9 protein-coding genes are annotated in these 18503 nt (G+C 57.8%); all 9 read left to right on the forward strand.

Annotated features, from left to right (window positions below):
• Nucleotides 1-204 precede the first annotated feature (204 nt).
• The 9 genes from AU074_RS04030 to AU074_RS04070 all read left to right on the forward strand — a co-directional run bounded on the left by AU074_RS04030 (nt 205) and on the right by AU074_RS04070 (nt 18353).
• Nucleotides 205-1338, forward strand: a complete 1134-nt coding sequence (locus AU074_RS04030) for an FAD-dependent monooxygenase (RefSeq protein ID WP_003215332.1) — start codon at nt 205-207, stop codon at nt 1336-1338.
• Nucleotides 1335-2144, forward strand: a complete 810-nt coding sequence (locus AU074_RS04035; protein ID WP_076013602.1) for an alpha/beta fold hydrolase — start codon at nt 1335-1337, stop codon at nt 2142-2144. The genes AU074_RS04030 and AU074_RS04035 overlap by 4 nt, the downstream gene beginning before the upstream one ends.
• Nucleotides 2145-2155: 11 nt before the next feature.
• Complete coding sequence (locus AU074_RS04040) at nt 2156-2908, forward strand: Asp/Glu racemase (RefSeq protein ID WP_076013603.1); 753 nt, start codon at nt 2156-2158, stop codon at nt 2906-2908.
• A 188-nt stretch (nt 2909-3096) separates the two neighbouring features.
• A complete protein-coding gene (locus AU074_RS04045; RefSeq protein ID WP_076013604.1) occupies nt 3097-3729 on the forward strand; it encodes an N-carbamoylsarcosine amidohydrolase in 633 nt (210 codons plus the stop codon).
• 141 nt (nt 3730-3870) lie between these two features.
• Nucleotides 3871-5181 (forward strand): MFS transporter, encoded by a 1311-nt coding sequence (locus AU074_RS04050; protein ID WP_076013605.1) that lies wholly within the window; start codon nt 3871-3873, stop codon nt 5179-5181.
• Between the two features lie 27 nt (nt 5182-5208).
• Nucleotides 5209-6291 (forward strand): nucleoside hydrolase, encoded by a 1083-nt coding sequence (locus AU074_RS04055; protein ID WP_076013606.1) that lies wholly within the window; start codon nt 5209-5211, stop codon nt 6289-6291.
• 177 nt (nt 6292-6468) lie between these two features.
• Nucleotides 6469-11091 (forward strand): hypothetical protein, encoded by a 4623-nt coding sequence (locus AU074_RS04060; protein WP_076013607.1) that lies wholly within the window; start codon nt 6469-6471, stop codon nt 11089-11091.
• Nucleotides 11092-11193: 102 nt separating this feature from the next.
• Nucleotides 11194-12477 (forward strand): glycosyltransferase, encoded by a 1284-nt coding sequence (locus AU074_RS04065; RefSeq protein WP_076013608.1) that lies wholly within the window; start codon nt 11194-11196, stop codon nt 12475-12477.
• 173 nt (nt 12478-12650) lie between these two features.
• On the forward strand, nt 12651-18353 hold the full coding sequence (locus AU074_RS04070) for a dermonecrotic toxin domain-containing protein (RefSeq protein WP_143503530.1): 5703 nt from the start codon (nt 12651-12653) through the stop codon (nt 18351-18353).
• The last annotated feature ends 150 nt before the right edge of the window (nt 18354-18503 follow it).

Genomic DNA, 18503 nt, shown 5'->3' on the forward strand with positions numbered 1-18503 from the left:
GATGGACTGCAAGCGCCACGCCAAAACGTTACCAATCCACCCAAACCCAATGTTATAGGGCGACAATCGGTTACAGGGGATCGATCCGGCCAAAAAAACAATTTTTCAGGCGCGGGCTTTTCATTTGAAAAAATGAGCGTATACACTTTAAAAACCTTGCGGACTGACGCCGCCGGCCATCATTCGAAAAGAGGACCACGCCCCATGGGAAGCACACAAAAAATCGCAATCGTCGGCGCCGGCCTTGGCGGTGCCGCCGCTGCCACCCTGCTGCAACAGGCAGGGTTCGACGTGGACATCTACGAGCAGGCGCCGGAGTTTTCCCGTCTCGGTGCCGGGATCCACATGGGCCCCAACATCATGAAAATCTTCCGGCGCATGGGCATTGAAAAGCAGCTGGACCTGATGGGCTCTCACCCCGAGCACTGGTTCAGCCGCGACGGTGAAACCGGCGACTACCTGTCCCGCATCCCCCTGACCGGCTACGGCGCGTCCTACATCACCGTGCACCGCGGCGACCTGCACGCGCTGCAGATGTCTACCCTCAAGCCCGGCACCCTGCACTTCAACAAACGCCTGGAAACCCTCGAGGAAACCGACACCCAGGTGCGCCTGACCTTCGCCGACGGTGAAGTGACCTACGCCGACATCGTGATCGGTGCCGACGGCATCAACTCGCGCATTCGTGAAGAGCTGCTGGGCGCGGAAAAGCCGCTGTACAGCGGCTGGGTCGCCCACCGCGCGCTGATCCGGGGCGATCAACTGGCCAAGTACGACCTGAAGTTTGAAGACTGCATCAAGTGGTGGACCGAGGACCGGCACATGATGGTCTACTACACCACCGGCAAGCGCGACGAGTACTACTACGTCACCGGCGTGCCGCACCCGGAATGGGACTTCCAGGGCGCCTTCGTCGACAGCAGTCGCGAAGAGATGTTCGACGCCTTCAAGGGCTACCACCCCACCGTCCAGGCCCTGATCGAATCCACTGAAAGCGTGACCAAATGGCCGCTGCGTAACCGCAACCCGCTGCCGCTGTGGAGCCGCGGCCGCCTGGTATTGCTGGGCGATGCCTGCCACCCGATGAAGCCGCACATGGCCCAGGGCGCCGGCATGGCCATCGAAGACGCGGCGATGCTCACCCGTTGCCTGCAGGAAACCGGCATCGGCGACTACCGCACCGCTTTCGAACTGTATGAAGCCAACCGCAAGGAGCGCGCGTCCCGGGTACAGGCCGTGTCCAACGCCAACACCTGGCTGCGCACCCAGGAAGATCCGGACTGGGTCTACGGCTATGACCTCTATGCCCAGCAGCTGAAGTCGGGGGTGGCCGCGTGAGCAGCTTTCTCTACGGTGGCAACGTCCAGGCCAACGGTATTCGCCAGCATTACTTGCGTTATGGCGGCAAAGGCCCGGCGCTGATCCTGATTCCCGGCATCACCAGCCCGGCGATTACCTGGGGTTTTGTTGCGGAACGCCTGGGCCTGCATTTCGATACTTATGTGCTGGATGTGCGCGGGCGTGGCCTGTCGTCCACCGGCCCGGAACTGGACTACAGCGCCGACACCTGCGCCGATGATATCGGCGCCTTTGCCGACGCCCTCAAGCTCAAGAGCTATCACCTGGTGGGCCACTCCATGGGCGCGCGGTTTGCGGTGCGCAGTGCGGTGCGCCATCCACAGGGCGTCAACCGTTTGGTGCTCATCGACCCGCCGATGTCCGGCCCGGGTCGCCGGGAATACCCGAGCAAGCTGCCGTGGTACGTCGATTCGATTCGTCAGTCCCTGGTCGGCATGGATGCGGAGGCGATGCGCGCCTTCTGCGCCACCTGGACCGACGAACAACTGCAACTGCGCGCCGAATGGCTGCACACCTGCTACGAGCCAGCCATCGTTCGCGCCTTCAACGACTTCCACACCGTCGACTTCCATCAGGACCTGCCGCACCTGGAGGCCCCTGCCCTGTTAATTGTTGCCGGACGCGGCGGTGTTATTCAGCCCGAAGATGTCGCGCAAGTCCGACAGTTACAGCCAACCCTGCAGGTCGCCCATGTGCCAAATGCAGGACACATGATCCCCTGGGACGACCTTGAAGGCTTTTTCGCTGCCTTCGGCGACTTCCTCGGCCAGCCCCTGACTGCATAACGGAGACCATCATGCTCAAGCCTTACCGTATCGGCCAGATCGTGCCGAGTTCCAACACCACCATGGAGACCGAGATCCCGGCGATGCTCAACGCGCGCCAGGCGATCCGCCCGGAACGTTTCACCTTTCACTCCAGCCGCATGCGCATGAAGCAAGTGCGCAAGGAAGAACTGGCGGCGATGGACGGCGAGTCCGACCGTTGCGCCATCGAACTGTCCGACGCCAAGGTCGACGTGCTGGGCTACGCCTGCCTGGTGGCGATCATGGCCATGGGGTTGGGTTACCACCGTAACTCCGAGCAACGCCTGCGCAAGGCCACCGCCGACAACGACGCCAACGCCCCGGTGATCACCAGTGCCGGCGCCTTGATCGAAGGCCTGAAAGTCATGGGTGCCAAGCGCATCGCCATCGTCGCGCCGTACATGAAACCGCTGACCGAACTGGTGGTGAACTACATTCGCGAAGAAGGCTTTGAAGTGGTGGACTGGCACGCCCTGGAGATCCCCGACAACCTCGAAGTGGCCCGCCACGACCCGGCCAACCTGCCGGCCATCGTTGCCGGGATGAACCTGGAAGGCGTCGACGTGATCGTGCTGTCGGCCTGCGTGCAAATGCAGTCGTTGCCGGTGGTGGCCAAGGTCGAAGCGCAAACCGGCCTGCCGGTACTCACCGCCGCCATCGCCACCACCTACGCCATGCTCAAGGCCCTGGACCTGGAACCCATCGTCCCCGGCGCCGGCGCCCTGCTCTCCGGCGCCTACTAACCCTGAGTTGACAACACCTTTGTGGCAAAGGGGCTTGTTGTGGCGAGGGGGCTTGTCCCCCGTTGGGCTGCGCAGCGGCCCCAAAAAAGCCGGGAGCGCTTCGCACTCCAACGGGGGACAAGCCCCCTCGCCACAGCAAGCTCCCTCGCCACAAGGTATGTGCACTGTCCATTACCGAGGACTGAAAGATGACCGAACAATCCGCCGACGCCAACTACCAGGGCGTCTGGGGCAACCGAATCGGCTTCGGCAAAAAATCCGCCCTGCTGATGATCGACTTCATGCAAGGCTATACCACCGAAGGCGCGCCGCTGTTTGCCCCCGAAGTGCGCATCGCCGTGGCCGAAAGTGTCGAACTGCTGGCGTGCGCCAGGCGTCACGGGATTAGCGTGGTCCACACCAATATCCGTTACCATCCCGGCCATTTCGCCGACGGCGGTATTTGGGTAAAAAAGGCCCCGGTGATGAAAGACATGGTCGAAGGCAACCCCATGGCAGCCTTCTGCCCCGAAGTCCTGCCCCTGGCCAATGAAGTGGTGATCACCAAACAATACGCCAGCGCGTTTTTCGGCAGCAGCCTGGCCCCGATGCTGCACGCCCAGGGCATCGACACCGTGGTGCTCGCCGGCTGCTCCACCAGCGGCTGCATCCGCGCCACCGCAGTCGATGCAGTGCAACATGGCTTTCGTACCATCGTCGTGCGCGAATGCGTCGGCGACCGTCACCCGGCGCCCCATGAAGCCAACTTGTTTGATATCGACAGCAAGTACGGCGACGTGGTCAGCAAGCAGGAGGCGATGAACAAGTTCAAGGAGCAATAATGTTTCATTAAGAACCGCGCCACAGAGCGCGGTCTTGCACTCTTCTGACACTGCCTTTGGACGTCGCTTTCTCAGCACTCCGAAGTGCTGAAAAAAAAGCGGCTGTATAAAAACCATAAGTCACCGCCAGGAGACACCCCAATGCCCATTGCGAATGCAGCGCCCGCGACTACGGTCGCCGATCCGGTCAACACGCTCTACCACAAGATCACCTGGAAGCTGATTCCGTTCCTGTGTTTCTGCTACCTCGCAGCCTACCTGGACCGCATCAATATCGGCTTTGCCAAACTGCAAATGCTCGACCAGTTGCACTTCAGCGAAACCGCGTTCGGCCTCGGCGCCGGGCTGTTTTTTGTCGGCTATATCCTCTTCGAAGTCCCGAGCAACCTGATCCTGGAAAAGGTCGGTGCGAAGATCTGGATCGCCCGCATCATGATCACCTGGGGCCTGCTCTCGGCCTGCACCATGCTGGTCACTTCCACCACCCAGTTCTACATCCTGCGATTCCTGCTGGGCGCCGCCGAAGCCGGGTTCCTGCCTGGCGTCCTGTATTACCTGACCACCTGGTTTCCCACCCATCGCCGAGGGCGAATCATCGCCCTGTTCATGATCGGCCTGCCGCTGTCCAGCGTGATCGGCGGCCCATTGTCCGGCTGGATCATGAGCCATTTCGACAACACGGGCGGCCTGCGTGGCTGGCAGTGGCTGTTCCTGATCGAGGCGGTACCCAGCGTGCTGCTCGGTATCTGGACCTTCTGGGCACTGCCCAACTCCTACCAGCAAGCCAAATGGCTCTCGCCGCAAGAAAAGACCCTGCTGGAAAGCGAGTTGCGCAAGGACGACGCCGACGGTGCCGACAGCAAGCACAGCTTCCGCGACGGTTTCTTCAACCTCAAGGTATGGATGCTCGGCGGAATCGACTTCTCGATCCTGCTCAGCGCCTACGCCATGGGCTTCTGGATGCCGACGTTCATCCGCAACGCGGGCATCACCGACACCTTCCACATCGGCATCCTCACCGCGTTGCCCAGCGTGGCCGCACTGTTGGGCATGCTGCTGATCGGCGCCAGCTCCGACAAACACCGCGAACGCCGCTGGCACATCATCGTGCCGTTTTTCATCGGCGCGGCAGCGATGGCCGCCAGCACCTTCTTCACCCATAACGTGGTCGCCACCGTGGCCCTGTTTGCGATTGCCTCGGCGGCGATCATTGGTGCGGTGCCGGTGTTTTTCAGCCTGCCGGCGACCTTTCTCAAAGGCACCGCAGCCGCCACCGGGTTCGCCCTGGCCTGCTCGCTGGCGAACATCGCAGGCCTGGTGAGCAACTCGTTGATGGGGGTGGCGATTGACGTCACCGGCAGCAGCGCAGGCGCCTTGTGGTTTTTCGCCGGCTGCCTGATTCTCAGCAGCTTCCTGGTCATCGCCTTGCCGGCGAAACTGGTGAACCGTTAATAACAACAATTCCTGGGGTGAGTCTCCATGCAAGGTTTCATCAAGCGCTGTGCCCTGCTTGTCGCCTTCGGCCTGTGTGCCGGTACGGCGCAGGCCGCAGAAAAGGTCATCTTCGACACCGACTTCAACGTGCTCAACGATGACGGCCAGGCCTTTATCATGCTTGCCCAGCTACATGGGCAAAAACGCGTCGACCTGCTGGGCATGACCCTGGTCAGCGGCAATGCCTGGGTCGACCAGGAACAGGTGGATGCCCTCAAGGCCGTAGAGCGCATGGGCGTGGAAAAGGAGGTCGGCGTCTATTCCGGCGCCGCCTACCCGCTGCTGCATGACTACGCCACCTATGAGGCGGAAAAATCCCTGTTCGGCTCCGGCTGGCCAGGCGCATTCAAGAACCCGCGGCCAACCAGCGCATCACAGCGGGTAGCACCGCCGGACGGGCTGGCGACCCACACCACGCTGCGCAAGGAAACCGCCGTGCAGTTCATCGTCGACAGCGTGCGGGCCAATCCCCACGAGGTGACGATTCTGGCGGTCGGCCCACTGACCAACATTGCCCTGGCGATTCGTTCGGCGCCGGACATCGTGCCGTTGATCAAGCGCATCGTGTACATGGGCGGTGCCCTTGAGATTCCGGGCAACACCACGCCGGCGGCGGAGTTCAACTGGTGGTTCGACCCGGAGGCCGCGAAGATCGTGTTGCGCTCGCCGATCGAACACGTGATTTTTCCCAACGATGTCTGTGAGAAAGTCACCTTCGACAAGACGGTGTACGAGCGGGTGATTGCCCACAAAGGCGCGATTGCCGACCTGTACAAACACGAGTTCGGCCCACTGTTCGACAAAGACCACACCTACCACAGCTTCACCTGGGACAGCCTGCCGGCGCTGTTTCTCGTGAGCCCCGAGATCGTCACCGAATCCCGTGAACTGTGGGTGGACGTAGACACCACCTTCGGCGCCGATTACGGCCGGGCACTGGGCTACAAGAAAGGTGCTCCGGTGGGCACGCAGAAGGCCAAGGTGGTGTTTGCCGTGGACCAGAAGAAGTTCTGGGATGGCTACGTCAACCTCGTCACCTTGCCGACGCCAGTGAAAGCTCCCCGCTAAGCGCTTAAGCCGCGCAACAAAGTCATCGAGGCTTGTTGCGCGCCGCCTCGCAACACCCGTTCAAGCTTCATTCCCGTTTTATTGGAATCACCCCTTCGGATTTCACCACATAGGTGACACCACAGACCGCTATCAGCGGCCTGTGCCAAGTCTGAAAACCTATTCGGGAACTCATTGATGACACTCTCCAACGCCAGCCTGACCACCGGGCGCACCCCGAACTCTTACCCTGCGCCCCTCGAGAGCTTGGCGCCAGTCCTCAACCCAACCACCCCTCCGCTAACCAGCGACAATACCCGTGCAGCGGGCGACAGGGCCTTGGCGCAAAATCTGTGCAGTGCCTTCGCAAATGGATTCAAGGGGCAAACGAATATCGTGGTCCCGCCTCACTCGACCCTGGGCGAGTGGCAGGCCCAGTTGAACAATGCATTGAAGAACCCGGAATTTCAGCAATGGGCAAAAGCCCAGGGCATTCGACCCTGGGGGATCGTCCTTTACCCGGATACCAATCAGCTGATGGCCACCGTCAACAATCAGACAAAGGTCTTCAACCTGAACGATCAATCCGGATGGCGAGAGGTTGCAGGCCCGGTGCTGGCAGCAGCGAAGATCTTTGCCGGCGGTATTAACGGACCTGTCGCACTGCACCACATCGACGCAACCGCCGTTCCGCATTGGCTGGTGGCACACTTCTACGGGCAGGACCTTGACCCGACAAGCCTCGCGCAGTTGGCCAGCACTTATAGTTTTGCCCCGCCGACCGAACGCCTGGCCGCCTCACGCAGTGAGCAGGCCCTGCAAAATCAGCGTGAGGTACTGGGTGACATCAATGACCGTAATACCCTGAAGCGCAAACTGCATAACCACCTCGTAGGTATGCGCCTGGCCGGCTTCGAAGTTGACCCCAACTCCTCCCATCAACCCAAGGGTTTTACCAGAGCCGAAGACTTTATCACCGGCAAAGGCTGGACGCTGCCGACCACCGACGAGGGATTCGGTAACCTGCTGGACGTATTGCGCACGCCTGTTCCGCAAAGCCCGCCCCTGGCCAACTTTTGGGGATTTCTGTCCACACCGGCGTCATTGAGCACTGCTCAGCGCAGGCAACTGAGCGCTGCAGCACAAGCAGAAATAGCCCCCGGCCAAACACTGTTTTCCACCTTGATGGGACCCACCCACACTGCGACGCCCGCGTCCCCTCGGGAGCAACTCGAACAGATGCTCACGCACCCCAAGGCCTTGGCGCTTGGGCAAACGCTGGAGGCCGAGCTGGGCATCTTGCCCACCCCCACAAGCCGTCGCGAATTGGTGCTATCGGCCCTGGTACTGAGCCTGGACGCCAATGCCGGAGCCACCCGTAACAAAATTGCGCACTATCAACTTGATCAGCCAGGCAACTGGGGAAAGAAACCGGCGGACATTGTCCAGTCTGTCGGCGACCACCTGATGACCCAGAGTCGCGTGCAACCCGCGCACAAGGATGTTGCCGCCTACCTGATGTTGTCTCACGCCGCGCCAGCACTGCTGGCCCAGGGGTTGCCCGACGACCTGCGTTATGGCACCCATCAATGGGCCTCGCTGAGCAGCGCCATATCGAAAATAGAGCACCTGGCACCCGGCGCAAGCGCCACCATGAGTTACCCGCAAATCACCGATTTCGCAGAACTGGAGCCGATTACCGATGATGAAGAATGGCTCAACCTGTACACCCTGCGCGAATCAATGATCGATTGGGCGATTACCAACGGCGCCCTGCCGAAAAAAGATGACGGCAATTACTCGTCGAGCGACATCGCCACCGCTAAATCGGCCTACAAAAAAGAGATTTCGGACTTGGGGTTTGCCGGCCAACATTTGCTCAAGCCCATACCCACCCGCAGGCAAATGGCGCTTGATGAACTGAAGCGCGTTTATGGAGAGTCGATCAATTTTGAAAGACCCGTATTGCAAAGCATCGACGGCGACCAGAATGCCTTTTACAGCCTGCTGGACGCACACATGTCGGGCGAACTGGTCAAGGGGCGTTGGCGTTCCATCAACAGCCAGGTCTCCATGCACGACCTTGAGCAAAAATTCTCACGGCTCAACAATATTCCAAGGGTGTTCAAGTCCGATGCCGACTTTCATCACTACAATCTTCAGAGGTCCGAGGCCTATTTGGTCCGGCACCTGCTATCGCAGTTGCCTGAAACAGATCAGCAACATCTCAACCTCGGTACGCAGAAGTTCTACTCGCTGAGGAAGGCTATTTCCGGCGCGTCACACCTGGTCAGCCAGGAGGCGATCGAAAATGGCAAAGGTCGTCATGGCATCATTATTCGCTCAGAGCTCGGCTCGGACGTGCGCTACTACGAGGTGTTCCCCGGGCTGAAAAAAATCGTCGTACGCACCGATCTGCCGGCGGACCTGCCGGCGGGCAGAAATGTGGTGCCCTATAGTAATTATGAAACCGACAAACGCCAGGCTTTCGACTGGGACGCCTATAGCAGCGGTACAGAACCGGTACGCAATACACGTTCGGAACTGATTATTGAAGAGCTCATACCCGAGACTCCCTGGGTACCACAGCACCGCGATAAGACGCCCGGCCTGTCTTACTCCAACAGCAAGACCGTCTATCTGGCCTCTGTCGCCGCAAAAGAACATCTTGTCGTGCCCAAAAAGATGTTCATGAGCATGGCCGCAGGCGAAAGCGCCGTCGAGCTGCAGCAGCGTTACGCCGAGGCCGGTGCCGCCGCAGCACTCAGCCTTCTGCCTTTTGGCACCACCCTGAAATATGCAATTGAGGGCAACGCGGCAGAAGCGATCGGCAGCTTTTTGATCGATGCCACCATGATGCTGATACCGGGCCCCAAAGGCTTGGGCACGGCACTGCGCCATAGCGCCAAATCGCTGAACACCCTGAGAGTCATGCTGACCAAAGCCACATCAAACGCCGATGACTTGATGGGACTGGTGGCGGCAACCCACAAAAACGCCAAGTCGTTTTACTCGACCATTCCCTCCTTCGGGCACAAATTTGCTGCGTCCAACAACTTGCTCAAGGAAGCCAGCATCGCCAAAGGGATCATCAGTTCGATAGCCAACGGCGCGGAAAGAACTGAGTTGCTGGCGAAATACGAGGGCGATAAATGGTATGCGGTCAACCCCAATACCGGCAGCGCCTACGGTGCGCCGCTGGTGGGCTTTCGCAGCGACGCTTCGGTACCTCTACTGCAGGAAACCTTGGCCGACGGCACAACGGTGCAGTTTTCAGAAAAGACCCTTTCCAAAGATGCACACATCATTAATAGGTCAAAAGGCTACGATCTTGTTGATGGCGAGAAGGTTTACCGCTACGACCCTGCCCGTCCAGATCGATTAACCGATCTGCAATCTGCCGAGCACTATAAGGAACTGGATAACTTCGAAGCGTACTGCCCCGCTCCAGCCGTTGGAGGACGAGTGAGGCGTGGGCTCAATGATCTTTGCTTTCCAAAAATCATTGAACCGAAACTCTCCAAATCTGCGCAGGTATCCCAAGCATTGGAGCACCAACGCTTATTCCCTGCTCCGATCAGATACAACGGCACCCGAACCGTGGTCTACGAGGGCCGCCTTTTTAATGTTGTGAACGACAAACTGGTCCCGCATCCGTTCAACACCCCAATACAGTATAAGCCGTTCATATCGGGAACTATTGTCAATGATAAATTTTTCGGGTTCGCTGAAAAGAACTTCTCCAATGAGCTAAACGCTGAAAGCCGAGTCATCAAATTTGACGCGATCTCTGACATTAGTAACGACAAGCGAGAGTTAAGAGGACTGATCGTACCTTCCGGAAGTAAAAAATACCTCGTCGTAGAAGTTGATCCAGGACGTTTCTATTATCGTGATCTTGATCGTGACACAGACCTGTTTACCCACATAGAGTTTGGAAAAAGCCCCAGCGACCACTTAATTTACGACTACGAAAACATCAAAGAAAAATTCCAATTAAGCCGTCCAGCCTTACCCGGCAACTTTATAAACTTGCCACCCATCGACTCCATTTACGTAAGCCTGAAACGGAAGGGACACTCTCTCGAAACGTTGAATAAACTGAAGGCCGGAGTTGCGACACTGACGCCTGAGAAGCAACGTGAATTTGTATTCAACATCTGGAACAAGGGAACTACTCGCGACATTGATATCGCAATGGAGCCAGTGCGGCTTCCCACCTTAAACAAACCGGCAAACTTCAATGCACTGGTCCCATCGGAGAAAAATAATTTTTTTGCTCGCGAAGCCAAAAACGAAGTGGATAAACAAATTTCTACAACCGGCGTAGGCCCCGCCAACTTACGTATAGCGGGTAATAGTTTGGATGTGCAAAGGATCAATACTTCCAAACCTCTCACGGCATGGTTATATGAGAAGTTTGACGCTTCAAATGATGCCTATTTTAATACCATCCTCAAAACGGGCGCAGGTAACTGCGACCATATGGCCCATACTGCGGCAAGAATCATTCAAATGAACGGGGGTAAAGCACGGGTAATGGGAATGCCTGACAAACATGCGTTTACCGTTGTAGGGGATATTAGCCCCACTGTGAAAACGGTTGATTTCTCGGAACCTGTTTGGAAGGACATCTGGATTTCTGACCCATGGGCAGAAATAGAATGCCCAGCACCCGAATACATGAAGAAATTCAAAGAAAAAATGCTCGAGTGGAAAGCAAAAGGCCAAGCTATCCGTAGCAACGACGGTGATTGGATCAATGCAGATGACCCAGACTGGCTAAAGGGTACCGTCGACGCGAAGAAAAAATTTGATTGAGAGAATCACGTCAGCCATGACGTGCTGAATATCTGAGCGGTGCCTGCATATGCCCAGCCGTGATTAAATCGCCTTTTTTCTGCCTACAGGAACATGTTGCTCATGAGCCCATCCGCCATCCAAGTTCTGATCATCGGCTACGTCTGGCCAGAACCTCGCTCTTCGGCTGCGGGTGGGCACATGATGCAGATCCTCGAAAACTTCCTGGCCCAAGGCTGGGCGCTGACCTTCGCCAGCCCCGCCGCGGCCGGCGAGCACAAGGCCGACTTGCCCGCCCTGGGCATTCGCGAATGTGCGATTGAATTGAACAACAGCAGCTTCGATGACTTTATCCGGGAACTGGCCCCCGACATCGTGCTGTTCGACCGTTTCATGATGGAAGAACAGTTCGGCTGGCGCGTAGAAAAATGCTGCCCGAATGCCCTTCGCGTACTGGAAAGCTCGGACCTGCAGAGCCTGCGGGATGCCCGGCACCAGCGCCTCAAGGATTTCCTGAAGACGCAACCCGAGGCTGACGACTTCAGCCCTTTGTTCAGCCAGGACCTGGCCGCCGAATTCGCTTACATGGCCGACACTGACCTGGCCAAGCGCGAGATCGCCGCGATCTACCGCTGCGATATCAGCCTGATGATCTCCGATGTGGAAATCCAGTTGCTGACCGAGCACTTCAAGGTGCCCGCCGCCCTGCTCCACTGGTGCCCGCTGATGCTGACGCCGCCCACCGTAGCCTTCGCGCCGTTTGAAGACCGCGCGCACTTCCTGAGCATTGGCAACTTTCGCCATGCGCCGAACTGGGATGCGGTGTTGTGGATGAAGAACAGCGTGTGGCCGCTGATCCGCCAGCAACTGCCGGGTGCTCAACTGCACGTTTATGGCGCCTACACACCGCCCAAGGCCGCTGCCCTGCACAACCCGGCCCAAGGCTTCCATGTGATGAATTGGGCCGAGGATGCGTTGCAGGTGATGACTGCTGCGCGTATCTGCCTGGCGCCGTTGCGGTTTGGCGCCGGGATCAAGGGCAAGCTGGCCGATGCGATGCTCTGTGGCACACCGAGCGTCACCACGCCAGTAGGTGCCGAAGCCATGGGTGAACCCTGGCCCGGCGTGGTCGAGCACAGCGCCACTGCGCTGGCGGCGCAAGCGGTTGCGTTGTATCAAGACCAGGAGCGCTGGACCCAGGCCCAGGAAGACGGCCGGCAATTACTCGCCCGCCGTTACGCCCAGGACCTGCACGGCCCGGCACTGGTGGCGCGCCTGGAGCAGTGCCGCAATGAGCTGAGCGAGCATCGCCGCAACAACTTCACCGGCAGCATGTTGCGCCATCACCTGCACAAAAGTACCCAGTACATGGCGCAGTGGATCGAGGCGAAAAACCGCAGCCTATAACACAGGCGCTGGCGGGGCGCGCCGCGAGCGGGCCGCACTTTATCTTGAAATACACCGACAAACTCCCGCGGGCATTCTTCGGAACGCCTGCAGAGCGCGAAGCGACATAGTTGGATAAGTCGGTCGTATCGTCCGGCCTGCACAGAACGTGTCGATTAATTCAAGGTGGTTCCATGAGCAGTGTTGAGTCCCGTTTCCTTGCCTCCAACGGATACATCCTCACCCAAGACAATGGCGATACCCTTCGGACCCGCCGCTCAACCGACACTCCACCGCCAACCAGCCCGCCGCCGACGCTGACACAAACCCGTAGTGCACTGGTCGAACAAGGTGACAAGGAAATGGCCCTGGGGTATGCCGAGGCCCTGAGTGCGCGCTCGCTTGCCATCAGAACCACCCAGAGCCTCCCGCTCAAGGAAGCCGTGCGCGTCGCGCCTTACTCAACGTTTAGCCAGCCCTGGTCACGGCTGGACAGGGCGTTGAGTTCAGAGCCCTTTGCCAGTTTTGCCAAAGCAAAGAACATCGACCTTTCCACACTATTACTGTATCCCGACTCCCAAACCATCCGGCTCAGTGGCCAGGCCTCTGAGTTCAACGCCCACAATACGCCCGGCTGGAACACGCTGACCGGCGACGTTTTTGCCGCCTTGGCCGAGTTGTCCGTCGACAGGCAGCACGGCCCGATTCAATATTTCAGCAAAGACAGTGCGCCTGCCAATGTGGTTGCTGCGTTCTATGGTGAAACGGATAGATACCCTGCCGCAGCCTTGCTTGGTCGCGTTGGCCAGCTACTGAACCAGGGGGATTTTGACGCCCTGCAACCGCAGACTTCAAGCAATTCACACGTCGATGCTATTCGCCAGCGCCAGGAAAGTGCCAAGCAACACCTTGTCGGTTTATCGCCTGAGCAGTTCAGCGCACTCGCCCCCGTCAATGAAGCATTGATACCTTCAGCGCGGACAGAACTGGCTGATCAACAACTGGCCCGAATCTGCGCACGGGAGTTGCTCTACCTTCGCCCTGAAATCCGTCCCTATGGCCAAACGGCAACGAACGAGCTGATCGACCTACCGGAATACTCGGGCTTCGGGCAAGCGCGCGAAGCGTTGAAAACCGCACTGTCCTCTGATGCGGTCGTGCAATTTGTCAGGAAGCACAGCATTTCGATGTCCAGTGTCAGTATTGATCCAGCCACAGGTGAGCTGAGCGGCCTGGTCAATGGCACACACAAAACGTTCAGCCTCCATGACCTTTCAGGATGGTCAGAAGTAGGTGAGGCGATCCAGCAGGCCGCCAAACGCATGGTGGGTGGTTCAACGGCGCGGGTACATCACCCTGCTCATAAGCCGGCCACGCTTGAACAAGTGCTGGGCTTCTACGCCCAGCCGACACTGGGCACTGACCTGCTGGACATACTCAAACAGAGCGCCGCCCTGCAAAACGGCTTCCCGCGACCCGCCTCGCAACCATCTCATAGCCCGCCCCTGGCCACGACAGTGGCCGTTGTTGACGAAGCTCGCGCCAAGGCCGACGCCGAGGTGGGGCAAACCCTGGCAAAAGCCACCGATCAACAGCCCGACGCATCGATGCAGGTGCCTCCCTTGTCGATGCTGGGGCGATGGTTAACCCAATTGCGCAGCGCACTGAGCAGCCCTGCTTTTCAGGACTTTATCCGAGACAACCGCTTTGTAGCCTCCAGCATCCAGTTTCATCCTGGCGACTCAAGCGTCAGCGGGTTGGTCGACGGGGAATTGGTGAAGATCCCCTTCAGCAATGGAAGTATCTCGAATGCCGCGATCCTGACCCTGGCAATCGCCGAAGCCGTCGTCATCGGCGGCGGACAGCCTACGCCGTTGTCTTACCCTGAGGTAATGAGCGGTACGCTGAAAACATCGATGGTAAAAGCGTTCTACGACGCCAGTTTCAAATCCATTCTCAAATCGGAGAAAGCCCGCGGTCCACAGGCGCTGGCCTCTCATCGTCGAGTCGTTGGCGATATCTATGATCGGGACAATCTTGGGAAGGAACTAAAACTGATTCGTGCTCGCCTGGACGCGAGCCGAATCACGCTAAACACACTCCCCCATGTATTGGCCAGCTCCCTTGTGAATATCCATCCCGGTTCAACCTACAGTCAACTGCACACTACCGAGCCTGGGGCCACTGCCAGCGTCGAAAGCGTCCTGAAAACCTTGGGCAAGCGACTGCCGGAGAACCGGGAACAAGTCGACGCGCTTGTGACATTCCTGACAGGTGGTGCCGAGCTTTTTTCCGAAGAAACGCTCTTGGTAACCGGCTATTCCCGCGCGCTGAGACGAGCGTCCGAAGGTTTATCAGAGGAAACAGCCACCGTTCCAAGTCACTCCTCGCTGGGCCGCTGGCTCGAAGCCTACCGTGGTTTGTTTAACCACGTAGCGGTCCAGGAATGGTTGGTCCGGCAAAACGTTGATCCAGGTACCGTCAAGGTTGTTCCCTCTACCGGTCAGGCGACAGCCATGGTGGACGGCTCCCCGAAAACCTTTGAGCTGACAGATGATTCAGGCTGGGCGTCTATCGCCGGCCCGATCCTGACGATAGGCAAAGTAATCGTGCCAGGCTCGGAACAGTCACTACAAATGCCCCGCTTGAGCCGTTTCATTGACGTGCCATTAGGTATCGTCGCCGGTTTTTACAATGAGCCTCCGAGCAGCACTGTCGCTCAAGCCCGGGAAAGGGCCGACTACCTGGTAGAAAGGGGTGCATTCGACTCCGTGCTGGCCTCCCCTGAGCATTCGATCCCTTCCCTTAAAAAACATGAAGTGCAAGCTGCTATCTATTACGACAGACTTGTCCGCGCCACGGCTGAAAAAGCCACCTTTGAAAACATCGCCGACACGACCGGCAAGGCACTGCCAAACCCACGTGCCGAAGCAAAGAAATTGGCCGAGGCAATCATACTGAAGCTCACGGGCAAAACCGTGGATGCAGATTCGATTTACCACAACCGTTTTGGCGCAGTCCGGAGGTCCGAAGAGTTTAATCACCCCCGTATTATCAGTTCTCTGCGCTTGCCGGATGCATTACTGAAAAACTTCAGTGAGGCCGACGGGGTGCCTGGCATGCTCGATGCGACATCGGGCCTGTACACGGATGCCGCAGGTTACGGTGAACACCACAAGTTTGCCCTCGCCCCTTCGAGCGTCATGAAGGAAAGCTGGAAAACCGATATGCAGAGTAACTTTACTGCCAAGCTCGGCGACTTCTGGGGCAAGCACCGTGACGACTATCGCACCGTCGTTAAGGGCGAGTTTATTGCCCAGGCCCGCCAGCAATTAAAGGCCTATGAGGCGAAAACCCCTGCGGAAAAATCAAAACTTGCGGATGAACATAAATTCACTGTCGATGACTACCGTCTGGTGATAACCGCAGCATCGAACATTTCGGTAGCGCAGGATGCCCCTGTCACCGTAGAGCAGTTGAAAGCTTCAACATCGACCCGTGGCCTTGTCCGTGCCCACGCCCTGGATATTAACGGCTATGGCTCCAGCGATATCGTGCGTTTTACGGCCCAGGATGACGGGCAGTACCTGTTCCTCAATGGTCGGCGTGACGGCAGACAGGTACTCTACGTGCCGGGTGGTGATCCGGCCTTCGTGCGCTTCGACTCTCTGGAAAAAATGGATCAGTGGATCGTCGACCAGGCCAAAGATCCGGACAAACGCAAGGCCCTGGCCTCTCACTTTTCGCTGTACGACCGGCAAGACGGCATCAGTTATTACGGTGTCGATAACTCCTTGGCAACGTTGGGGACAGACGCCTGGGATCCGCTGGAAGGCATCACCATTGATCGCGGCAACATCATTATTCACGGCGATGTGTTCAAGCACATCACTGATGCAACCGAAAAACGCATGAGCAGTGACGCAGACACGGTGATCAAGTCAAACAGCGAGGTGATTCGCGACACATGGCTCAACGACATCTCTGTGGCTGCGGGACTCTTGGCAAAGTTTGCGCCAGCAGGCGCCATCGTCGCTGGGGTTGCTACAAGCGCCGCGATCGCTGAAACAGCTCTTGGCATAGAAAAATCGGTATCGGGCGACACCTTGGCTGAGCGCAAAGATGGCGCTGTAAAGGCCGTAGATGGCGCACTCAACAGCCTGTTTTCCGTGGGTGCAAGCAGCGTACCTGAAGACCCCTTTATCCAGCCAAGCACTCGCGCGCCATCAACCCTCCCGCTGCAAACTGAAACCTTCTTTGACGGCACCAAGGCGTTGGTCACCGAGCAATCATTGGCAGAAGATGCCTATGTCATCTCCCGCTCCGACGGCTTTGATGTGGTGGATGGCGAGAAAGTCTATCGCTATAACGCCAAACGGCCTGGCAAACTGACGGACGTGGAATCAGCCGGGCACGAGGCGCAGTTGGAGAACTTCGAAGCCGTTTGCCCAGTGCCACCCGCGCCGGGCGCGAGGGTAAGACGCGGCACCAACGATGAGTGCTTCTCCAGGATCATCGTCAGCACCGGCAACGAGTTGCAGCTGGAGTTGCAGGCATTGGAGCATGAGCGTCTTTTTCCTTCCCCGCGCAAACTATTCAACAGCGACCGGTTCGTTGTCAGGGAAAGGCGCATACATAAAATGGTCGACACTGAAATGGGCACCAAGCTTGTACCTTTGCCCGTCAACCAACCCATCGAATACAAAATGCATATCGATGGAAAAATAATCAACGATCCAGGTTTCGGCCTCCCCTTTGAGAAAACCAATCCGTTTCTTGAAAAAGAAACGCGTGTGGTGAAGCTCGGCAGCATAACCCGCAGCGTCAACGATCAACGTGAGATGAGGGGCATAGTGGTGTCCAGCCCTAAAGCGGGTGATCCATCGAAATATCTGGTGATTGAGGCTGATACTGCTGAGTTCTATTACGTGAAGCTCACTACGCCACCCGCAACGGATGTGTCATTCCTCAAATGCAACGCTACAGAATTTGAGTTGGCGTTAGCACAAAAATATCGATCAAAATTTTATATACGGCAGGGCAATTCAGCACATCCGAACGACGCCAACTTCATCGCGCTGCCGAAACTGACCGACGCGTATAAGTCACTGGAAAAAAATGGCTACTCAAAAGCTCAAATCAATGACCTGAAAAACAAGACCGCCACGATGACCCCTGAGCAGCAGCGTGAGGCCGTGTTCCAGTTGCAAACGCGAGGCGCGCTCGGCAAAACCAATGTTTCAATGATGCCGAACAAGATTTCCGTCCTGACAAAACCCAATGACTTTGCCAGCATGACCACTGAACAAAAAAACCGGTTTTATGCGCTGAGTGCAAAGGAATCGGTGGACCGAGCGATGAAAGCCACAGGGTTGGGTCCCAGCAACCAGATACGCTCACTTTCCGACATAAAACGCGCCGATGCCGCGAACGAGGCCCTTGCATGGTTGCGTAAAACAGCGAATCCCCGCACCAATGACCTTGGAGCCCAGGCCTTGAAAAGTGGCGCCGGGAACTGTGGGGAAATGAGCCTGCTCGCCCAGGACATCATCAACGAAAGTGGGGGTCGCGCTTATACTTGGTCAGCGGGCGACGCTCACGCGTTTACCGTGGTTGGCGGCCCGTCTATCTTGCCTGGCGGTACTGCCGACTTTTCGCAGGCCCAATGGGCTGATGCCTGGGTCGTTGACCCCTGGGCCGAAATAGCCTGCCCCGCCAGGCAATACACCGCCGAGCTGGAGGCCACCATGAAAAGATGGGACGCATTGGGGTGGAAGATCCGGGAAATTGGAAACCCAAACATGAGCCCCCTCGATAACCACTGGACTAACACGCTGTTCAATTTGCCGAAAACCCCGGATGACCATGGGTACAGCCAACCCGCCTTGAGCGCCTGACCCGCCGATACCCAGTCAAAAGACGGCGCGATGCCTGGCCAGTTATGGATGATCGCGCCGTTTTTTGCGAGGCGAAAAACCGCAGCCTATAAACACCGACGCTGGCGAGCTGGCGCACAAGGGGGCATTATCCTTTTTGCGACCCCACAA

Origin of the sequence: Pseudomonas sp. ATCC PTA-122608, from assembly GCF_001952855.1 — a bacterium.
GTDB lineage: Bacteria > Pseudomonadota > Gammaproteobacteria > Pseudomonadales > Pseudomonadaceae > Aquipseudomonas.